The sequence below is a fragment of the Streptomyces sp. BPTC-684 genome, assembly GCF_030028635.1.
In the GTDB taxonomy this organism is placed as follows: domain Bacteria; phylum Actinomycetota; class Actinomycetes; order Streptomycetales; family Streptomycetaceae; genus Streptomyces; species Streptomyces noboritoensis.
The window spans coordinates 2,506,580-2,523,664 of sequence record NZ_CP124863.1 but is presented as its reverse complement, the minus strand read 5'-3'; the positions used below and the strand labels follow the sequence as shown (position 1 = coordinate 2,523,664).

9 protein-coding genes are annotated in these 17,085 nt (G+C 73.1%); 5 read left to right on the top strand and 4 right to left on the bottom strand.

Going from position 1 to position 17,085, the window contains the following annotated elements; all coding sequences use genetic code 11:
- Positions 1–5 precede the first annotated feature (5 nt).
- The 3 genes from QIY60_RS11245 to QIY60_RS11235 all read right to left on the bottom strand — a co-directional run bounded on the left by QIY60_RS11245 (position 6) and on the right by QIY60_RS11235 (position 6,407).
- A complete protein-coding gene (locus tag QIY60_RS11245; protein WP_283142280.1) occupies positions 6–4,334 on the bottom strand; it encodes a polymorphic toxin type 17 domain-containing protein in 4,329 nt (1,442 codons plus the stop codon).
- Entirely contained in the window at positions 4,331–4,723 is a 393-nt protein-coding gene (locus QIY60_RS11240) for a hypothetical protein (protein WP_283142279.1), read from the bottom strand. The genes QIY60_RS11245 and QIY60_RS11240 overlap by 4 nt, the downstream gene beginning before the upstream one ends.
- A gap of 172 nt (positions 4,724–4,895) precedes the next feature.
- A complete protein-coding gene (locus tag QIY60_RS11235; RefSeq protein WP_283142278.1) occupies positions 4,896–6,407 on the bottom strand; it encodes an FAD-binding protein in 1,512 nt (503 codons plus the stop codon).
- A 262-nt stretch (positions 6,408–6,669) separates the two neighbouring features.
- Here QIY60_RS11235 and QIY60_RS11230 point away from each other — a divergent pair, with 262 nt between their 5' ends.
- The 5 genes from QIY60_RS11230 (at position 6,670) to QIY60_RS11210 (ending at position 15,265) form a co-directional block, all read left to right on the top strand.
- On the top strand, positions 6,670–8,100 hold the full coding sequence (locus tag QIY60_RS11230; RefSeq protein WP_283142277.1) for a PLP-dependent aminotransferase family protein: 1,431 nt from the start codon (positions 6,670–6,672) through the stop codon (positions 8,098–8,100).
- A gap of 127 nt (positions 8,101–8,227) precedes the next feature.
- On the top strand, positions 8,228–9,922 hold the full coding sequence (locus tag QIY60_RS11225) for an alpha/beta fold hydrolase (RefSeq protein ID WP_283145898.1): 1,695 nt from the start codon (positions 8,228–8,230) through the stop codon (positions 9,920–9,922).
- A gap of 370 nt (positions 9,923–10,292) precedes the next feature.
- Positions 10,293–13,319 carry a BTAD domain-containing putative transcriptional regulator gene (locus tag QIY60_RS11220; RefSeq protein ID WP_349253913.1) on the top strand — a complete coding sequence of 1,009 codons (3,027 nt, stop codon included), beginning with the start codon at positions 10,293–10,295 and terminating at the stop codon, positions 13,317–13,319.
- Between the two features lie 63 nt (positions 13,320–13,382).
- On the top strand, positions 13,383–13,919 hold the full coding sequence (locus tag QIY60_RS11215) for a SigE family RNA polymerase sigma factor (RefSeq protein WP_283142276.1): 537 nt from the start codon (positions 13,383–13,385) through the stop codon (positions 13,917–13,919).
- 104 nt (positions 13,920–14,023) lie between these two features.
- Positions 14,024–15,265, top strand: coding sequence for a hypothetical protein (locus QIY60_RS11210; RefSeq protein WP_283142275.1), 1,242 nt, complete (start codon positions 14,024–14,026; stop codon positions 15,263–15,265).
- A 95-nt stretch (positions 15,266–15,360) separates the two neighbouring features.
- On the opposite strand, the gene QIY60_RS11205 is transcribed toward QIY60_RS11210, so the two are convergent.
- A complete protein-coding gene (locus QIY60_RS11205; protein ID WP_283142274.1) occupies positions 15,361–17,058 on the bottom strand; it encodes a bifunctional 3'-5' exonuclease/DNA polymerase in 1,698 nt (565 codons plus the stop codon).
- Positions 17,059–17,085: the final 27 nt, after the last annotated feature.

Here is a 17,085-nt window from a genome sequence, read left to right as displayed (position 1 = left end):
GGGGCTCACTTGTGGGTGATCTCGCCGTCCAGGGATACGTTCAAGTGGCTGCCGTCGCGGCTCAGCCAGCCGAGCTGGGCCCGGCCCTTCTTGCTCAGCTGTACGTCCCACTCGAACGGCTGGCCAGCCGTGCGCGACGGGCCCTTGATCCACTCGTTACCGAAGCGGTCGATGTAGCCCTTCCGCGTTCCCCGGGGCAGGCCCGAGTTCACGTTGACGTCCTGCGACGGTACGAACCGGATGCGGCCGGAGGTCGGCAGCTGGGCCTCCTTGATGAGGCCCTTCACGCCCGTCCGGGGCTTCGACGTCGGTACCGGCTCGTCGCACGTCTGAAGCCCCAGCGGGTCGATCACCGACAGCGGGGTGTCGACGTATCCGTGGTGGTTCGGCGCCGGATCGAGGCCGAGGGGGTCGGCCGACAGATAGCGGGCCGTCTCCGGGTCGTAGTAGCGGAAGTAGTTGTAGTGGAGGCCGGTTTCGGGGTCGGCGTACTGGCCCGGGAAGCGCAGGGGGCAATCGGCCGAGGCCTCGTTCGGGGCGGTGGAGTGGCGGGCGCCCCACAGGACGTGGTGGTGCTGCCACGCCAACTCGCCGTCGGGGGCGACCAGTTCGGTGGGGGTGCCCGCCGTGTCGGTGATGACCGCGTGGAAGCGGATCGTGCGGTCGGCCGTGGTGTCCTCGGCAAGCGACGCCAGGAGGGACGTACCTCCGGTACGGACGAGGGGGCGGTGGCCGGTCTGGGTCAGGGGGGTGTGGGTACCGGGGGCGTAGTCCCAGGCGGTGACCCGGCCGTCGGGGGCCGTCTGCTCGGCGAGGCGGGTGTCGTCCCAGGTGAAGTCGGTGCGGTCGGCCGTCGAGCCGTCGTCGAGCAGCCGGTACTTGGCTATGCGGCGGCCCATCGGGTCGTACGCGTAGTGCCAGCACTCCCCGGCGGGGGTCACCGCCCCGGTGAGGCGGTCCTCGGGGCTCCAGGTGTAGGTCCAGCTCCGGCGCTGCCCGTTGAGGAGCTTGCGCGTGCGGCGGACCAGGCGGCCCTGGGCATCGTGCTCGTACGTCGTGCTCCCGGACCGGCGGATCAGGGTGCCCTCGAACTCGCGCTCGTCAGTGGCGTCGGCACCCACATCGGCACCGGCGGCGGGCGCGGCCGCACGCGTCAGGTTGCCCGCCGTGTCGTACGCGTACGCCTCGGTCCAGCCGCGCGCCCGGACGCCGGTGACCCGCCCGGCCGGGCTCGTGGTGAACCTCCTCGTCCCCGAGCTCAGGTCGCGGATCTCGGTCAGGTGGCCGTCGGCGCGGTAGGCGTACGTACGGTGCTGGAGGAGGCGGTCGGCCAGGTCCGAGCGCGCGGTGAGGGACTGGGCGGCGAGGCGGCCCCCGGCGTCCCAGTCCTGGTGCAGGGTGACCCCGTCGCCGATGCGGCGCGACGTCTCCCGGCCCGCCGCGTCGTACGCGAACGTCAACGTGCCCGCGTCCGAGGCCAGTTCGACCGCTCGACCGGTCGGGTCGTACGACCAGCGCGAGACCAGCCCCGACGGGGTGGTGCGGCCGACGAGCCGCTCGCCCGCGTCGTACTCGTACGTCGTGGTGCGGCCGTTCACCGTCTCGGCCGTCACCCGGCCGAGCGCGTCCCGGACGAGGGTGACCTCCGCGTCGGCGTTGACCGCGCGGATCAGGTGGCCCGCCGGGTCATAGGCGTAGGTCGTGGTCCCGTCCGCCGCCTTGGTCCCGTCCGCGGTCGTCGTCCCGTCGGCCTGGGCGCGCTGTTCGGTGATCCGGCCGAGCGGGTCCCGCGTGAAGTGCAGGGATTCCCCCGCTCCGTTGGTACGCGAGACCAGTTCGCCCGCCGCGTTGTACGTGTAGGTGAGGGTGCGGCCGTTGAAGTCGGTCTCCGCGGTCGGGCGGCCCGCGTCGTCGTAGGTGTAGCTCCAGGTCAGGCCCTGTGCGTTGGTGACGCCCGTGAGTCTGCGCTCGGTGTCGTGCGTGAAGGTGTACGTGGTGCCCTCGGCGGTCGTGCGGGTGGCCGGGACGTCGAACGGGGCGGCGGTGCGGCGGGTGGTGTGGCCCGCCCGGTCGGTGTGGGTGAGGGGGTTGCCTTCGGCGTCCCAGGTCCACGACTCCGCCGTGCCGTCGGGGTGCTCGCGCCGGGCGGGCCTGCCCTCCGTGGTCCAGGTGGTGCGGGTGGTGTGGCCGAGGGGGTCGGTCACCTCGGTCGGGCGGCCGAAGGGGTCGCGGCGGACGGTCGTGGTGCGGCCGAGTTCATCGGTGATCGCGGCGGGGAGGCCGGCCAGGTCCGGGGTGATGTGCCGCGTGCCGCCGAGGGCGTCGGTGACGGCGGTCAGGTGGCCCGACTCGTCGTAGGTGTGGGTGGTCCGCGCGTCCAGCGGGTCGGTCGTGGTGAGGAGGTTGCCGAGGTCGTCGTACGTGTGGCGCCAGGTGGCCCCGCCCGGTTCGACCACCTCGACGGCCTGGCCGAGCCCGTTGTAGGCGGCGCGGGCCACCGAGCCGTCGGGCAGGGTGAGTTCGGTGAGGTTGCCGTGGTCGTCGTACGCGTACCGGGTCGTGCGACCGAGCGGATCGGTGCTGGTGAGGGGATTGTCGCCGCGGTCGTCCCACTGCGTGCGCGTGGTGTGGCCCAGCGCGTCGGTCTCCTCGACGACCAGGCCCTCCGCGTTGTAGCGGTGGCTGGAGGCGTGCCCCAGCGAGTCGGTGTACGTCGTCGTCCGGGCCGCCTCGTCGTACGCGAGCGTCCCGGACAGGATGCCGTCGACGCCGTCGGTACGTACGACCCGGCCCCGTGCGTCGTACACGTAGGAGAACCACGTGCCGTTGCGGTCCGTCCAGCGGGTCATGCGGCCCTGGTCGTCGTACGCGAACGTCAAGGGTTTGCCGGAGGAGTTGATCACCTCGGTGAGGTTGCCCGCCCCGTCGTACCCGTAGCGCATCACCACGGTGCCCGCGTCCGCGGGGAGTCGGCCGGTGTAGCGGTCGGGGGCCCGGTCGAGCAGGCGCAGGGCGGTGATGCGCGGGCCGTGGGAGTCGACGGCGAGGTAGTAGCCGCCGGAGTGGCGGATGCCCTCGGGGACGCCGCCCGCGTTGCGCTCGACGTCGACGCGCGCGCCGTTGCGGTCCTGCCAGGCGTCGATGGGCAGGTGGAAGACGCCGGGGGTGGCGGAGTTCAGCGGGGTGCTGAAGGAGCGGACCACGCCGGTGACCGGGTCGGTGATCGTCATCGCGCCGTCCGGCTTGCCGTCCCACTCCAGCGGCCAGCGCGGGCCCTTGACCGGCAGTACCGGCTCGCCGGGAGTCGGCACCGGGTAGACCAGGCGCATGCCGTCCGCGCCCGCGAAGACGACGCCCTCGCCGTCGATCTGGACGCATTCGTCCAGGGTGGAGATCCAGGTCGGGCCGAAGCACACCCCGCCCCGGTAGGAGGACAGATGGGTGCGCTCGAAGACGAACGGCAGCGAGGCGGGCAGCGACAGGTCGGTCTGCGACATCAGCATCGCCCCGGTCGCCACGTCGATCGGCTCGCCCACGCACCGGGTGCGCTCGCAGTTGCGGGCGGCGGGCCCGAGTTCCACCAGGTCGGGGCGGAGCGAAGGCGGGCGCAGCATGAACGGCGTCGGGTTGGTGAACGCGCCCTCGACCCCCGCCTTCAGGACGCCGCTCCCGGCGCCCAGCGCGCCGCCGTAGATCATGCCGTCCTTGGCGGCCTGGTTGACCTCGTCCAGGCTGAAACCGTCCTGCAGGCCCGTGGCGATCTTCAGCGGCTGGGCCACGGCCAGGTCGACGGTGACCGACTCGATGCCGCCGAAGGCGGCCGCCACCAGCGTGCCCGCCGCGATCTCCGCCACCGTGGTGGAGACCGCGACGCCGAGCGTGGCGCCCATCTCGATGATCACGTCGGCGGCCGCCACCGCCGCGCCCGAGGCCAGGCCCGCGGTGAAGAAGGCCAGCGCGATCCCGCCCGCGATCACCACCGCGTCGATGCCGATCTGCGTCCACAGCTTGGTGATCGCGTCGTCCACCGCGTCCGCGAACTTCTCCAGGGCGTCCGCCATGTTCCGCGAGGACTTCGCCAGATCGCTGAGCCAGCCCGCGTCCTTGCCCTTGGCGTACCGCTCCCAGAAGGTGGTGAAGGTCGCGATCGCCTCACCCTGGTTGTTGTGGATGAGCGAGCTCGCCGTGTTGTTCACGGGGGTGCGTACGTCGTCGACCGCGTCCGCGAAGTCCCGCCAGGCCTTCGCCGCGTGCCGCAGGGTGCCCGAGTTCGCGTCCGGCCACCACATGCCCAGCTTGAGCAGGATCTTCTTGGCCTCGTCCTCGACGCTCACTCGGCACCGCCCTGAGGCCCGTCCTGAGGCTTGTCCTGCGGCTTCACCTTGGCGAACATCCCGGCGATCAACTCGTCGTTGTCCACGTGCCCGTCGGACATGTCGATCATGGCTTCGTGGATGCTCGTCAGCCCGAGCACCAGGATCCCGGCACCGCGCTCGATCGCCTTCTGCTGCGGCTCGTACGCGTCCCCGAACGCCTTGCCCTGTTCGTCGTCGCCCCACGGCTTGCCGAAGCCGTCCAGCGCCTTGACCAGGTTCGTCAGCGCGGTGCTCAGGTTCTTCGCCTGTTCGTGGAAGACCGGTGCCGACAGCTTCAGATCAGCCGTCTTGATGTCCAGAACCTTGCCGTCGTCGCCCACCGGCACCTTCCCCCGTCGTTCCCGCACGCGCCCTTGTCCTCCGCGCATGCCGTTCCTTGACCGTAGGAGGCAGGCGTCATGAGATCGCAAAGCGGAGGTCGTGGGTACGTAACGAAAGGCCAGGTCGGCTGAGTTCCGACCTGGCCTTTACGGGTGAAAATACGCTCGCTCGGGTGAAGAGACGCGATGTGACGTAACGTCAGTCGATGCCCTGCGCGAAGGAGAACACGCCGTACGGGTCGTACTTCGACTTGACGTAGGACAGGCGGTCGTAGTTCTCGCCGTAGTACGCCGTGCGCCAGTCCGTCAGGGCCGGGTCGATGAAGTTCTGGTAGGACTCGCCCTTCGAGATCGGGTCCACCGCGGTGAAGCCGTTGTCGACGAAGCGCTGGCCGGAGGCGAGTTCGTCGCCGGAGAGGATCCCGAAGGCGAACGTGTAGTACGACATCAGCAGCGTGCTGTCGCGGTGGACGTACGCCGTCGAGGTGCGCGAGACCTTGTTGGCGGCGCCGCCGAGCGCCATGATCTCGAACTTGTGGAAGTGGCCGGCCGTGCGCTCGGTGTCGAAGACACTCACCAGACGGGCCCACTCGGTCTCCGAGGGCGACCGGCTCAGCAGACGGCCGCGGCCCAGGACGTGGCCGAACGGGGAGAGCTTGCCGTTCTCCGGGTCCCAGGTGTTGTTGTGGCACTGCTGCTGCGAGTACGTGCCGCAGCCGAAGATCTTCATCATCGCGGACTTGTAGGTGTCCGTGTAGACGTTCTGCTGGATCGGGGCCGCGCCCGTCAGGGCGATCAGGCGGGCGATCTCGGTGTCGAACTCCGCGCGCGTGCCGATCGAGGTGACGAGCAGCGTCACCAGCGGGGCGTTGCCCGCCGCAGAGTCGAACAGGTCGATGTTGGAGCGGCTGCCGAACGTGGTCGGGGCGGTCTCCAGCCACTGGGTGAGGCCGTGCATCGCGCCGACCGCGTGGTCGTAGCTGAACAGCAGCTCGGCCACGTTGAGGTTCGGGACGGCGGTCGGGGTGACCGTGTACTGGGTCACGATGCCGAAGTTGCCGCCGCCGCCACCGCGGATCGCCCAGTACAGGTCCGGGTTGGAGGTCGGGGACGCGGTGACCTGGCGGCCGCTGGCCAGGACGACCTTCGCCGAGGTCACCTTGTCCGCGCCGAGCCCGTGCTGGCGGGTGAGCAGGCCGACGCCGCCGCCCTGGAGGAAGCCGCCGAGCGCGACGGTCGGGAACATGCCGCCCGGGATGGCCAGGCCGCTCGCGCCGAGGCCGTTGACGACGTCGACCAGCTGCGTACCGCCGCCGACGAGCGCCGTGACGGAGCCCGCCGACACCGCGTTCAGCTTCGAGACGTCGATGATCAGGCCCTCGGTGGTCGAGTAGCCGCCGCCGCTGTGGCCGCCGCTGCGGGCCGTCACCGGGATGTCGTGGTACTGGGCGAAGATCAGGCTGGTCGTCACGTCGTTGGCGTTCGCCGCGTACACGACGGCCTGCGGATTGGTGAGGCTGTACTGGCCGTACTCGACGGTCTTGGCCGCCGCGTACGAGGAGTCGGACGGCAGCACCAGCCGGCCCGTCAGATTCGCGCGCAGCCGGTCCCACTGGCCGGCCGTCGTGGCGGTGGCCGTGGTGAACCCCGACAGGGACAGGGCCGCGGCCCCGGCTCCCGCCATCCCGATGAACGATCTGCGTGTGATCATGCCTTGCTCTCCCCTGTAGGCCTCGTTGAGCGCCGAGCGGACGGAATCCTGCCACGGAATCCGGCCGACGGGTGGGGCAGTTGGCCAGTACGGCGTGACCTCGACTGCCACTCAAGTCCCGCTGGAGCTGGGCATGTTGAGGATCCGGAGCGTCTGCCACCGCGTTCAAGTGTGGAGCTTGACGTGGCCTGCGGGCCTGTCCGCGACCCACCGGATAGGCCCTAGGCTGAACCCATAGCGACCACGTACAGGGCGGGTGTTCATGGCGGACGCATGGGTCAATTCCGCGGAGCGGATCGGTGCCGACCTCCATGTGGAACTGGCCGGATCCGGCAGCCGGCGGGCCGCGCTCATCCGCGCGCTGCGCTCCGCCGTCCAGGACGGGCGGCTCGCCCCCGGCACCCGGCTGCCCCCGTACCGCTCGCTCGCCGCCGACCTGGGCCTCGCCCGCAACACCGTCGCCGACGCGTACGCCGAGCTCGTCGCCGAAGGATGGCTGACCGCACGGCAGGGCTCGGGCACCCGGGTCGCGCCGCGCGCCGAGCCCGTACGGGCCGCCCGGGTGCCCAAAAAGGTGCCGCGCCGGGCCGCCGCCCCGGCGCACAACCTGATGCAGGGCCAGCCGGACGCCGGATCGTTTCCGCGGAGCGCCTGGCTGTCGGCCGCCCGCCGCGCGCTCAACGCGGCGCCCAACGAGGCGTTCGGACCGGGCGATCCACAGGGCCGCGTCGAGCTGCGCCGGGCGCTCGCCGGGTATCTGGCGCGGGTGCGGGGCGTACGGACCACGCCCGACCGCATCGTGATCTGCTCCGGCTTCGCGCACGCCCTGCGGCTGCTCTTCGGCGGCCAGGTGCTGCGCGGCCCGCTCGCCGTGGAGTCGTACGGACTCGCCTTCCACCGCTCCCTGCTCGCGGCGGAGGGCGTACGGACCGTGCCGGTCGGGCTCGACGAGCAGGGCGCGACGGTGGCGGAGCTGACGGAGCGGGCGGCGCTCAAGGGCGTACGGGCCGCGCTGCTCACGCCCGCCCACCAGTTCCCGACCGGCGGCCCGCTGCACCCGGAGCGCCGCGCCGCCGTCGTCGACTGGGCGCGCGCCCGGGGCCGGGTGATCCTGGAGGACGACTACGACGGCGAGTTCCGCTACGACCGCGAGCCGGTCGGCGCGGTGCAGGGGCTCGACCCCGAGCGGGTCGTCTACATCGGCTCGGTCAGCAAGAGCCTGTCCCCGGCGGTGCGGCTCGGCTGGATGGTGCTGCCCGAGCAGCTCGTCGACCCGGTGCTCGCGGCCAAGGGCCAGCGCGAGGCGTGGGCGAGCGTCCTGGACCAGCTGACCCTCGCGGACCTGATCGAGAGCGGCGGGTACGACCGGCACGTGCGGCGGATGCGGCAGCGCTACCGGGGCCGCCGCGACCAGCTCCTCGCCGCTCTCGACGAGCACGCCCCGCACATCACGGCGGCCGGGATCGCGGCCGGGCTGCACGCCGTGCTGCGGCTGCCGCCGGGCACCGAGCGGGCGGCCCTGAAGGCCGCGGCCTGGCAGGGCATCGCGCTCGACGGACTCGCCGGCTACCGCCATCCGGACGCGACCATGCCGGGCCAGGACGGCCTGGTCGTCGGCTATGCGACCCCGCCCGACCACGCCTATCAGGCGGCCCTGGAGGCCCTGTGCCGGGCGCTGCCACCGGCGCCGTGACGTCGGGGACCTCAGAGCGGGGACTTTAGGGTGGAGGGCAGCCTGGCGATCATGAGGGGGAGTGGCTGACGTGGCCGAAGTGACGGAACTGGTCGGTGAGTTCGACGGGGAGCGGATCAGCTGCGCGGTGGCCGGGCCCGACGGAGTGTTCCCCTCCGTCACGGTCGTCCTGCTGCACGGCGCCGGAATCGGCGACAAGGCGCGCCTCGCGGAGCTGGGGGAGGACTTCCGCTCCCGTGGCCACCGCGTCCTCGCCCTCGACTTCTCCGGGCACGGCGCCTCCAGCGGCGACCTCGCGGAGCTGAGCCTGGAGCGCCGCTTCCGGCAGGCGCGCGAGGCGATCGACGCGTACGTTCCGCCTGGTCAGAGCCTGGTCCTGACCGGTTTCAGCATGAGCGGCCAGACCGTGGCGGACTTGGCCGCGCACTACGGCTCGCGGGTCGCGGGCATCGGGCTGTGCGCGCCCGCCGTGTACGCGGACGCGGCCTGGTCCGAGCCGTTCGGGGCCGAGCCGGGAGCGCCGGGGACCCCGCCGGGGGCGCCCGTCTCGCGCTTCACCGAGATCCTCCGTACGCCCGACAGCTGGCGCGGCTCGCGCGCCCTGGACGTCTTCCGGGCACTGCGCACCCGCGTGGTCCTGGCCGTACCCGAAGTGGACGAGATCATTCCGTACGCCGTCACGGAGGCGGTGGCGCAGGCGCTGGCCGAAGGGAACGAGCCCCGCTTCACCCGGCTGGAGTTCGAGGGCGCGCACCACCGGCTCGGGATGTGGTTCAAGGAGCACCCGGCCGAGCGCGGAAGGTTCGTGGACGCGGTCCTGGACGACCTGGGCGCGGACGGCTGGGAGCTGACCCGCCGCTGGGTCGAGAAGTCACTGCCGGAGGGCGAGCGGGTACGGGACGCGGTGGCGCTGCGGGGCGGGTGGACTTCGCAGATGCGGCTGGTCCGTACGGAGGGAGTCGACGACGTACGTACGGAGGGTGGCGACGGCGCTGAGGTCTTGCGTACGGAATCAGCCACTTCCGTACGCGAGTTGGTCCTGCGCTCCTTCGCCAAGCCCTTCTACCGGCGGCACGCGGCGGGCCTCCTCGCGCGCGAGGCCGCGGTGCTCGGGCTGCTGGCCGGGACGGGCGTGCCCGCGCCCGCGCTCGTGGCGGCCGACTCGCAGGGCGAGCACTGCGACCATCCCTCGCTGCTGATGACCCGCCTGGACGGCGCGGTCCGGCTCGACGAGGTCGAGCTGGAGCGGCGGATCGGGCTGCTCGCAGGGCAGTTGCTGGACATCCACCGCGTCCCGGTGGCGGAGGCCGAGCGGCCCCGGGAGTACGAGCCCTGGACCTCCGCCGACCGGGTGCGCGTCCCGGCGGACACCCGGCGGCCCGAGGTCTGGCGCCGGGCGGTCGACGTCATCCGGCAGCCGCCGCCCCCGTACGAGGGGTGCTTCCTGCACCGGGACTTCCACCCGGGGAACGTGCTGTTCAGCGGCGCGGGCGACGAGCTGCGGATCAGCGGGGTCGTCGACTGGGTGGAGACGTCGTGGGGCCCGGCCGCGCTCGACGTGGCGCACTGCTCGACGGCGCTCGCGCTGCTGCACGGGGCCGGGGCCGCCCGGGAGTTCGTGGCGCGGTACACCGCCGGGGGCGGGCGGCTGGAGGCCGGGCTGCTCCACTGGCAGCTCCTGGACGCGCTGGCGTACGCGCCGGACGCCGAGAAGGTCGCGGGGCCGTGGCGGGAGCTCGGACGCACGGACCTGACGCCCGAGCTGCTGACCTGGCGGCTGGAGGAGTACATCGCGTCGCTGCTCGACGAGGAGTCCGACTGAGGCGCGCCAGGACGCTTGAGCGGCCCAAGGGTTGTACGCGTTCGTAAAATTGGCGCAAAATCGCCGGAGCGGTCAGTGGGCGATCGACGTCGCCGAACAGGCGTGTACCGAGGGCCGAAGAGGCGTCCGTAGGGCGGACGCGGACAGGACGAGGGCCCCGGGCACTCACCTGGGATGCCCGAGGACCTCTCTGTCCTTCGGATCCGTTCCGGCGGCGACACTCCCCCGAGCGTGGTCGTCCACCGAGCACCGGCGGTCCGGATCCGATGGAAAGATCTAATCAGCGCCCACCAACAGATCGCTAACATGTGGCCAACGGTCAACGGGGCAGCCGGTGGACGGGCAGTGAGGGAAGCCGGTGGAGGTCGGGGTGTGCGTGCGATTCGGCCTGCTCGGCCCGCTGACCGTGGGGGGCGGGCCCGTCGGCGGCGGCAAGGTCCGGTCACTGCTCGCCGCCCTTCTGATGCGGCCCGGCCGGGTCGTCCCCAGTGACGATCTGAAGCTGGCGCTGTGGGGCGACGAGCCGCCCGCCTCCGCCACCGCGTCGCTGCACAACCACGTCGCCCGGCTGCGGCGGCTGCTCGACTCCGAGGACCGGGTACGGGCCGTGCCGCCCGGATACGTGCTGCGGGTCGACCCGGGCGAGCTCGACACCCAGGTCTTCGAGGCCCACGCGCGCGTGGCGCTCGCCGCGCACCACCGGGGCGACTGGCCGGTGGTGGCCGAGGAGACCGCCGGCGCCCTCGCGCTGTGGCGCGGCGCGCCGCTCGGCGGGCTCTACGACCCGGCCGACGGCGAGCCCGCGCTCGTCCAGCGGCTCGGCGAGACCCGGCTGCTCGTCCTGGAGTGGAAGTACGAGGCGGAGCTGCGGCTCGGCCGCCATGAGGGGATCGGACCGGAACTGGCGGCGCTGACCGGTGAGTTCCCGCTGCGCGAGGCCTTTCACCGGCAGCTGATGCTGGTGCTGCACCGCACCGGGCGCCAGGCGGAGGCGCTCGCCGTGCACCAGCGGCTGCGCCGCACCCTGGTCGAGGAGCTGGGCGTCGACCCGGGGCCCGCCGTCCAGGAGGCGCACCGGGAGATCCTGCGGGAGCCCGCGCCGCGCGCCGAGCTGCCCGCCCCGGCCCAACTGCCGCCCGGGCCCGCGCATTTCACCGGGCGAGACGAGGTGGTGGCGGAGCTATGGGCCGCCCTGACCCAGCGGCGTCGGCAGCCGGAGGCGTCCGCGTCCCCGAGCGCTCCTGCGGGCACCCCGGTCGCCCCCGCACGGGCGGGCCGCATACCCGCGCCGCCCGCGTCCGCCGCCCGGCACGAGGGCGCGCCCGCCGCTCCCCTCGCCGTGATCACCGGCATGGCCGGGGTCGGCAAGAGCGCGCTCGCCGTCCATGTGGCGCACGCCCTGCGCGAGGAGTTCCCGGACGGGCAGCTGTACCTGAACCTGCGCGGCGCGACCCCGGGCCTGCCCCCGCTCCCGCCGATCCAGGCGCTCGCCGCGCTGCTCAACGCGCTGGGCGTCGACTCCCGCAACGTCCCCGACACGCCGGACGCGGCCGCCGCGCTGCTGCGCTCCCGGCTCGCCCCGACCCGTACGCTCCTCGTCCTCGACGACGCGGCCTCCGCCGCCCAGGTGCGGCCGCTGCTGCCCGCCGGGGACGGCTGCGCGGTGGTCGTGACCAGCCGGTCGCCGCTGGCCGCGCTCGACGGCGCCACCCGCTTCCCGCTCGCCCCGATGACGGCCGACGAGAGCCTCGGCCTGCTGCGGGCGATCTCCGGGCGCCAACTGGCCGACGGCGCGGCCCGGCTGGTCGAGCTCTGCGGTCGGCTGCCGCTGGCGCTGCGGGTCGCGGCCGCCCGGCTCGCCGCCTGCCGCGCGCTCAGCCCCGACGCGCTCGCCGGACTCCTCGACGCCGAGGACGGGCGCCTGGACCACCTGGAGTACGACGACCTGAGCGTGCGCCGCTCGCTCGCCGTCGCGCTCGGCGCCCTCGACCCGGACGCGGCGCTCGCACTGCGCCGCCTGGGATCGCTCGACCTGCCCGCGTACGAAGTCCCCGTCGTCGCCCGGCTGATGGGCCTGCCCGAGCAGCGGGCGGGGGCCGCGCTCGACCGCCTCGTCGAGGTGGCGCTCCTGGAGGAGATCTCGTACGGGCGGTACGCGCCGCACGACCTGGTGCGCGACTTCGCCCGTGAGCTGGCCGCCCAGGACGACGGGCGGGAGGCGGCCGTCGAGCGCGGGCTGCGCTGGTACGCCGAGGCCGCCCGGCAGAGCGGCCTGGCCCTGTCCCCGCCCGATCGCGAGGGCCCCGCGCGCGTGCCCGAGCCCATCGGGGACGCCGCGCCCTTCCCGGACACCGCCGCCGCGCTGGCCTGGGGGGACCGCGAACTGCCCGCCGTGGTGACGCTCACCGAGCGGTACGCGCGCAGCTCACCGACCGTGTTCCTGCTGGTCAGGGCGTACTTCAGCCATCTCCAGTACCGGGGCAAGTACGGCGCGCTGCGCCACCTCAACCGGTTCGTCCTGAGCGCCGCCCGGGCGAGCGGCGACCGGGTCGCGCAGGCGCACGCCATCGGGGACCTCGCCGGGGCGCACTTCCTGGCCAGCCGCATCGAGGAGGCGCTGGCCCTCAACGACGAGGCGATCGCGCTCTGGCAGGAGCTCGGGGAGCGGGGCCGCACCCAGCGCACCCTCGCCAACCGCGGCATGCTCCTGGAGCGCCTCGGCCGGCACGCCGAGGCCGCCGAGCCGCTGGAGCGGAGCCTGGCCCTGACCCGCGAGCTCGACGACGCCTACGGCGAGGCGATCATCCTCAGCCACCTCGGCAACCTGCACGAGCACACCGACGCGCGCGTGGCCATCGCCTACCACGAGCGCAGCCTCGCGGCCGGCTGCCGCATCGGCAGCGAGCTCCTGGCGCACACCGCGCACTGCAACATCGGGTACGCGCACCTCACCTTGGGTGAATGGGCCGCCGCCGTCGGCCACTTCGAGCGGGCGCTGTGCATCCTCGGCGAGCAGGGCGACTGGCACGGGCGCTCCCAGTCCTGGGTCGGCCTGGTCCGGGTCCTGGGCGAACTGGGGCGCACCGACGAGGCGTACGCCGCCTGCGAGGACCTGCTCGACCAGGCCGTCGAGCGGTGCGACGCGTACAGCGAGGGGCTGGGCAGGCGTGAGTACGGCCGCCTGGAGCGGTCGCGCGGACGTGTCGCGCAGGCGCGGGTCCAGTGGGAGCTGGCGCTGACGGCCCTGGACGGCGGCGACCCGAAGGCGTACGCGGAGGTGGCCGAGCTGCTGGCGGGGCTGGACGCGGAGCCGGACGCGGAGTCGAACGCGGGGGAGAGTGCGGGGCCGTGTTTGCGGGAGGACGGGGAGGGGCGGGTCCCGGCGGAAGTCGGGTGAAACATTCCCGGGCCCCCGTCGCGTCAATGAGGTGTAGGGGAGGTCAAGGGGTCGGGGGAGAGCATGAGAAAGCTGGGGCAGCCGAGGCAGCCGAAACAAGCGCGCACGGATGAGTTCCTGGAGTTCGCGTCGGGCCGAGCGAACCACCTCTTCCGCGCCGCGTGCCTGCTGACCAGCGGCGACACTCATCTCGCCGAGGACCTGGTGCAGGAGACGCTGGGCCGGATGTATGCGCTGTGGGGCCGGATCTCCCGGATCGACAACCCCGCGGGATACGCGCAGACGATCCTCGTGCGCACGTTCCTCACCCACCGGCGACGACGCTCGGCCGACGAACGGCCCATAGGGGAACTGCCGGACCGCCCCGTGACCACGGACGGGGACCCGGCGCTGCGGCTCGCGCTGCTCGACGCGCTCGCCCGGCTCGCGCCCAAGGACCGCGCTGTGGTGGTCCTGCGGTACTGGGAGGACCGCAGCGTCGAGGAGACGGCGGAGGCGATGCGGGTCAGCTCGGCCGCGGTCCGCACCCGCTCGGTGCGCGCGCTGGCGAAACTGCGCGAACACCTGGGCGGCAGCCTGGCGGAACTCGCGGCGCTCTGACCACGCACCACGAGCCAGGCACCACGAACGACGCACCACGAACGACGCACCACGAACAACGCACCACCGACCACTGAACACGAAGCGAGGAGTGGGGTTTCACCATGCCTTTTGAAGACCAGCTCGGTGACGCGATGCGCAGCACCGGCGACGGCTTCGTCCCGCAGGACAGCCGCGCGCTGCTCGACGGCGCCCTGATCAGCGGCCGCCGCCGACTGGCCCGGCGCCGGGCCGCCACGGTGACCGGCAGTGTGGTGGCGCTGGCCGCGGTGGGTCTCGGCGGCGCCTGGGCGGGCGGGCTGGTCGACGGCTCCTCCGGCGGCTCGGGGGGTTCCGGCGGCGCGTCCGCGTCCGTGGCGGCACCGCCCAAGCCGACGCTCCCGGACGGGGTGTCGGTCACCGCCGAGCAGATGATCAAGAACCTGATCGCGCTCCTCCCACAAGGGAAGACCAGTGACGAGCAGGGCAGTGGCGCGGGTCAGTTGGGCGACAAGTTCAAGACGCCGACCGCGTCGGTCGTCTTCGACGACGGCAAGGGCAAGGGCTCGATCGGCATCTCGCTGAGCACGATCGATCCGGCGGGCCAGAGCGCCACCGGGTATGTGACCTGCCCGTCGAAGGCGATCACGGACTACGACCACTGCGCGGCCCAAGTGCTGTCCGACGGCTCGCGGTTCATGTTCTTCCAGGGGTACGAGTACCCGGACCGTCGCGAGGAGACGAAGAACTGGCGGGCCACGCTGATCACTCCGAAGGGCGTGCTGGTCGACGCGACCGAGTACAACGCGCCCGCCGAGAAGGGCGCCGAGATAAGCCGCGTGGACCCGCCGCTGACCGGAGCGCAGATGAAGACGCTGGTCACGGCCGAGGTGTGGAAGACGACCATGGCGGGTGCGAAGGTGCCGCGTCCGGAGTCGGTGCCCCGGGGCGAGCCGAGCGGGGCCTCGATGCAGCGCGAGCTGGTCGCCTCCCTGCCGAAGGGACTCAAGGTCGTCGACCAGGGCAACCAGGGTGGCTACGCGTTCGCGGTGGTGGACGACGGCAAGGGCAAGAGCCTGGTCGGCATCAACGTCCAGCCCGGGATGGGAGACGTGCCGCTGCAGGGCACGGTGTCGACGCTGCCCAACGGCACTCGGGTCGGCGAGGAGCAGCGGCCAGGGGAGAAGGGCGGCGCGGGCGTGGTGTGGTGGACGGTCGACACGATCCGCGAGAACGGCCTTCGGGTGGTCATCAGCGCGTTCAACACGGGTAACCAGAACGCGCCCGCTACCCGGGCCACTCCGGCGCTGACTATGTCGCAGCTGAAGGGGATTGCGCTGGATGCGAAGTGGGAGGGGCTTGGCTAGGTGCGGTGAGTCGGGTGCGGGCCGGTGGGGGCTGGTCGCGCAGTTCCCCGCGCCCCTAAGGGGCGCCGCCCCTGCGGGGCGCCTTGCCCAGCTCCCTATTTCGCCTCCGAGTACCGCTCCACCACCGTCGTCGTGAACGGGAACCTCACCGGGGTCTGGCCGAAGGCGATGCGGCCGGCCAGTTCGCCCGCCGTGCGGATCGCCTTCACGACCTGGGGGGCCTCGTCCTCGGGGCAGTGCACGATGACCTCGTCGTGCTGGAAGAAGACCAGCTCGGCCCGCATCCCGGCGGCGGAGAGCTCCTGGCGCAGCGCGGCGAGCAGCAGCAGGGCCCAGTCGGCGGCGCTGCCCTGGACGACGAAGTTGCGGGTGAAGCGGCCCCGGGCGCGGGCGTTGGTGGACGCGTATCCGGGGGTGAACTCGCCGTCCGGGGAGGAGAGTTCGGCGCCGCCGTCCTGGGGGAGACCCGCCTCGCCGTCGTCGTCCGCTCCGGCCGCCGGCGGGCTGGTCCGGCCGAGCCAGGTCCGTACGAGACGGCCCTCTTCGCCCGCCTTCGCGGCGTCGTCGACATAGGCCACGGCCCGGGGGAAGCGGCGGCGAAGGGCGGCGAGGTTCTTGAGGCCGTCGCCGGACGTCTGCCCGTAGATCGCGCCGAGCAGCGCGAGCTTCGCGTGGTCGCGGTCGCCGGAGAAGGCGCGGTCGGACAGGGAGGTGTAGAGGTCGCCGTCGTGCCCGGCCACCTCCATCAGCCCCGGGTCGCGGGAGATCGCGGCGAGGACGCGCGGCTCCATCTGGTCGGCGTCGGCCACCACCAGGCGCCAGCCCTCATCGGCCACCACCGCCTGCCGGATGACCTTGGGGATCTGGAGCGCGCCCCCGCCGTTGGTGGTCCAGCGGCCGCTGACCGTGCCTCCCGGGGTGTACTCGGGGCGGAAGCGGCCGTCGCGCACCCAGTCGTGCAGCCAGCTCCAGCCGTGCGCGGTCCAGATCCGGTACAACTTCTTGTAGGCGACCAGCGGTGCCACGGCCGGGTGGTCGATCTCCTCCAGGGCCCAGCGGCGCGTGGAGGTGATCCGGATGCCCGCCTCGGCGAACGCCTTGATGACGTCGGCGGGCAGATCGGGCCGGACCCGGCGGCCGAACGCGGCCGACACCTCGTCGGCGAGCTCGGCCAGGCGGCGGGGCTCGCCGCCGCCCGCGTACCGCTCGCCGAGCAGGTCGGTCAGCAGGGCGCGGTGGACGTCCGCGCGCCAGGGCAGGCCCGCCCGGTTCATCTCGGCGGCCACCAGCATCCCGGCGGACTCGGAGGCGGTGAGTAGTCGCATCCGGCCGGGGTGCTCGGCCTTCTCGTGCCGCCGCTGCTGCTCCGCGTACACCTCGACCAGGGCTTCGAGGGGCAGGGCGGTGCCGCTCGGCGGCTCGAAGAGGGGGGACTGGCGGCCGGGGTCGGCGGCGCGGGCGGGCGGGTCCGCCGGTACCGGCAGGTGGTGCAGCCGGGCCCAGGCGGCCGCGGCCGAGCGCGGCTCGCCGAGGCGGCCCTCGTGGCCGAGGAGGAGCAGCTCGGCGGCCTCGATGTCGTAGCACCGCTCGACGCGGACGCCGGCGGCGAGCAGGCGCGGGTAGACGTCGGCGGTGGAGCGCCACACCCAGCGCCCCACGCCCGGCCGGGCCCGGACCGCCGCGGCCAGATCGGGCTCGTGCGCCACGGGCCCTTCGGGCAGCCCGTCCCGTCCGAGGGCGACGAGCCGCGCGCCGCCGTCCTCGGTGGGGTCCACTGCCCACTTTTCGTCCACGAGTGCGAGTGTGGCACCGGCCACTGA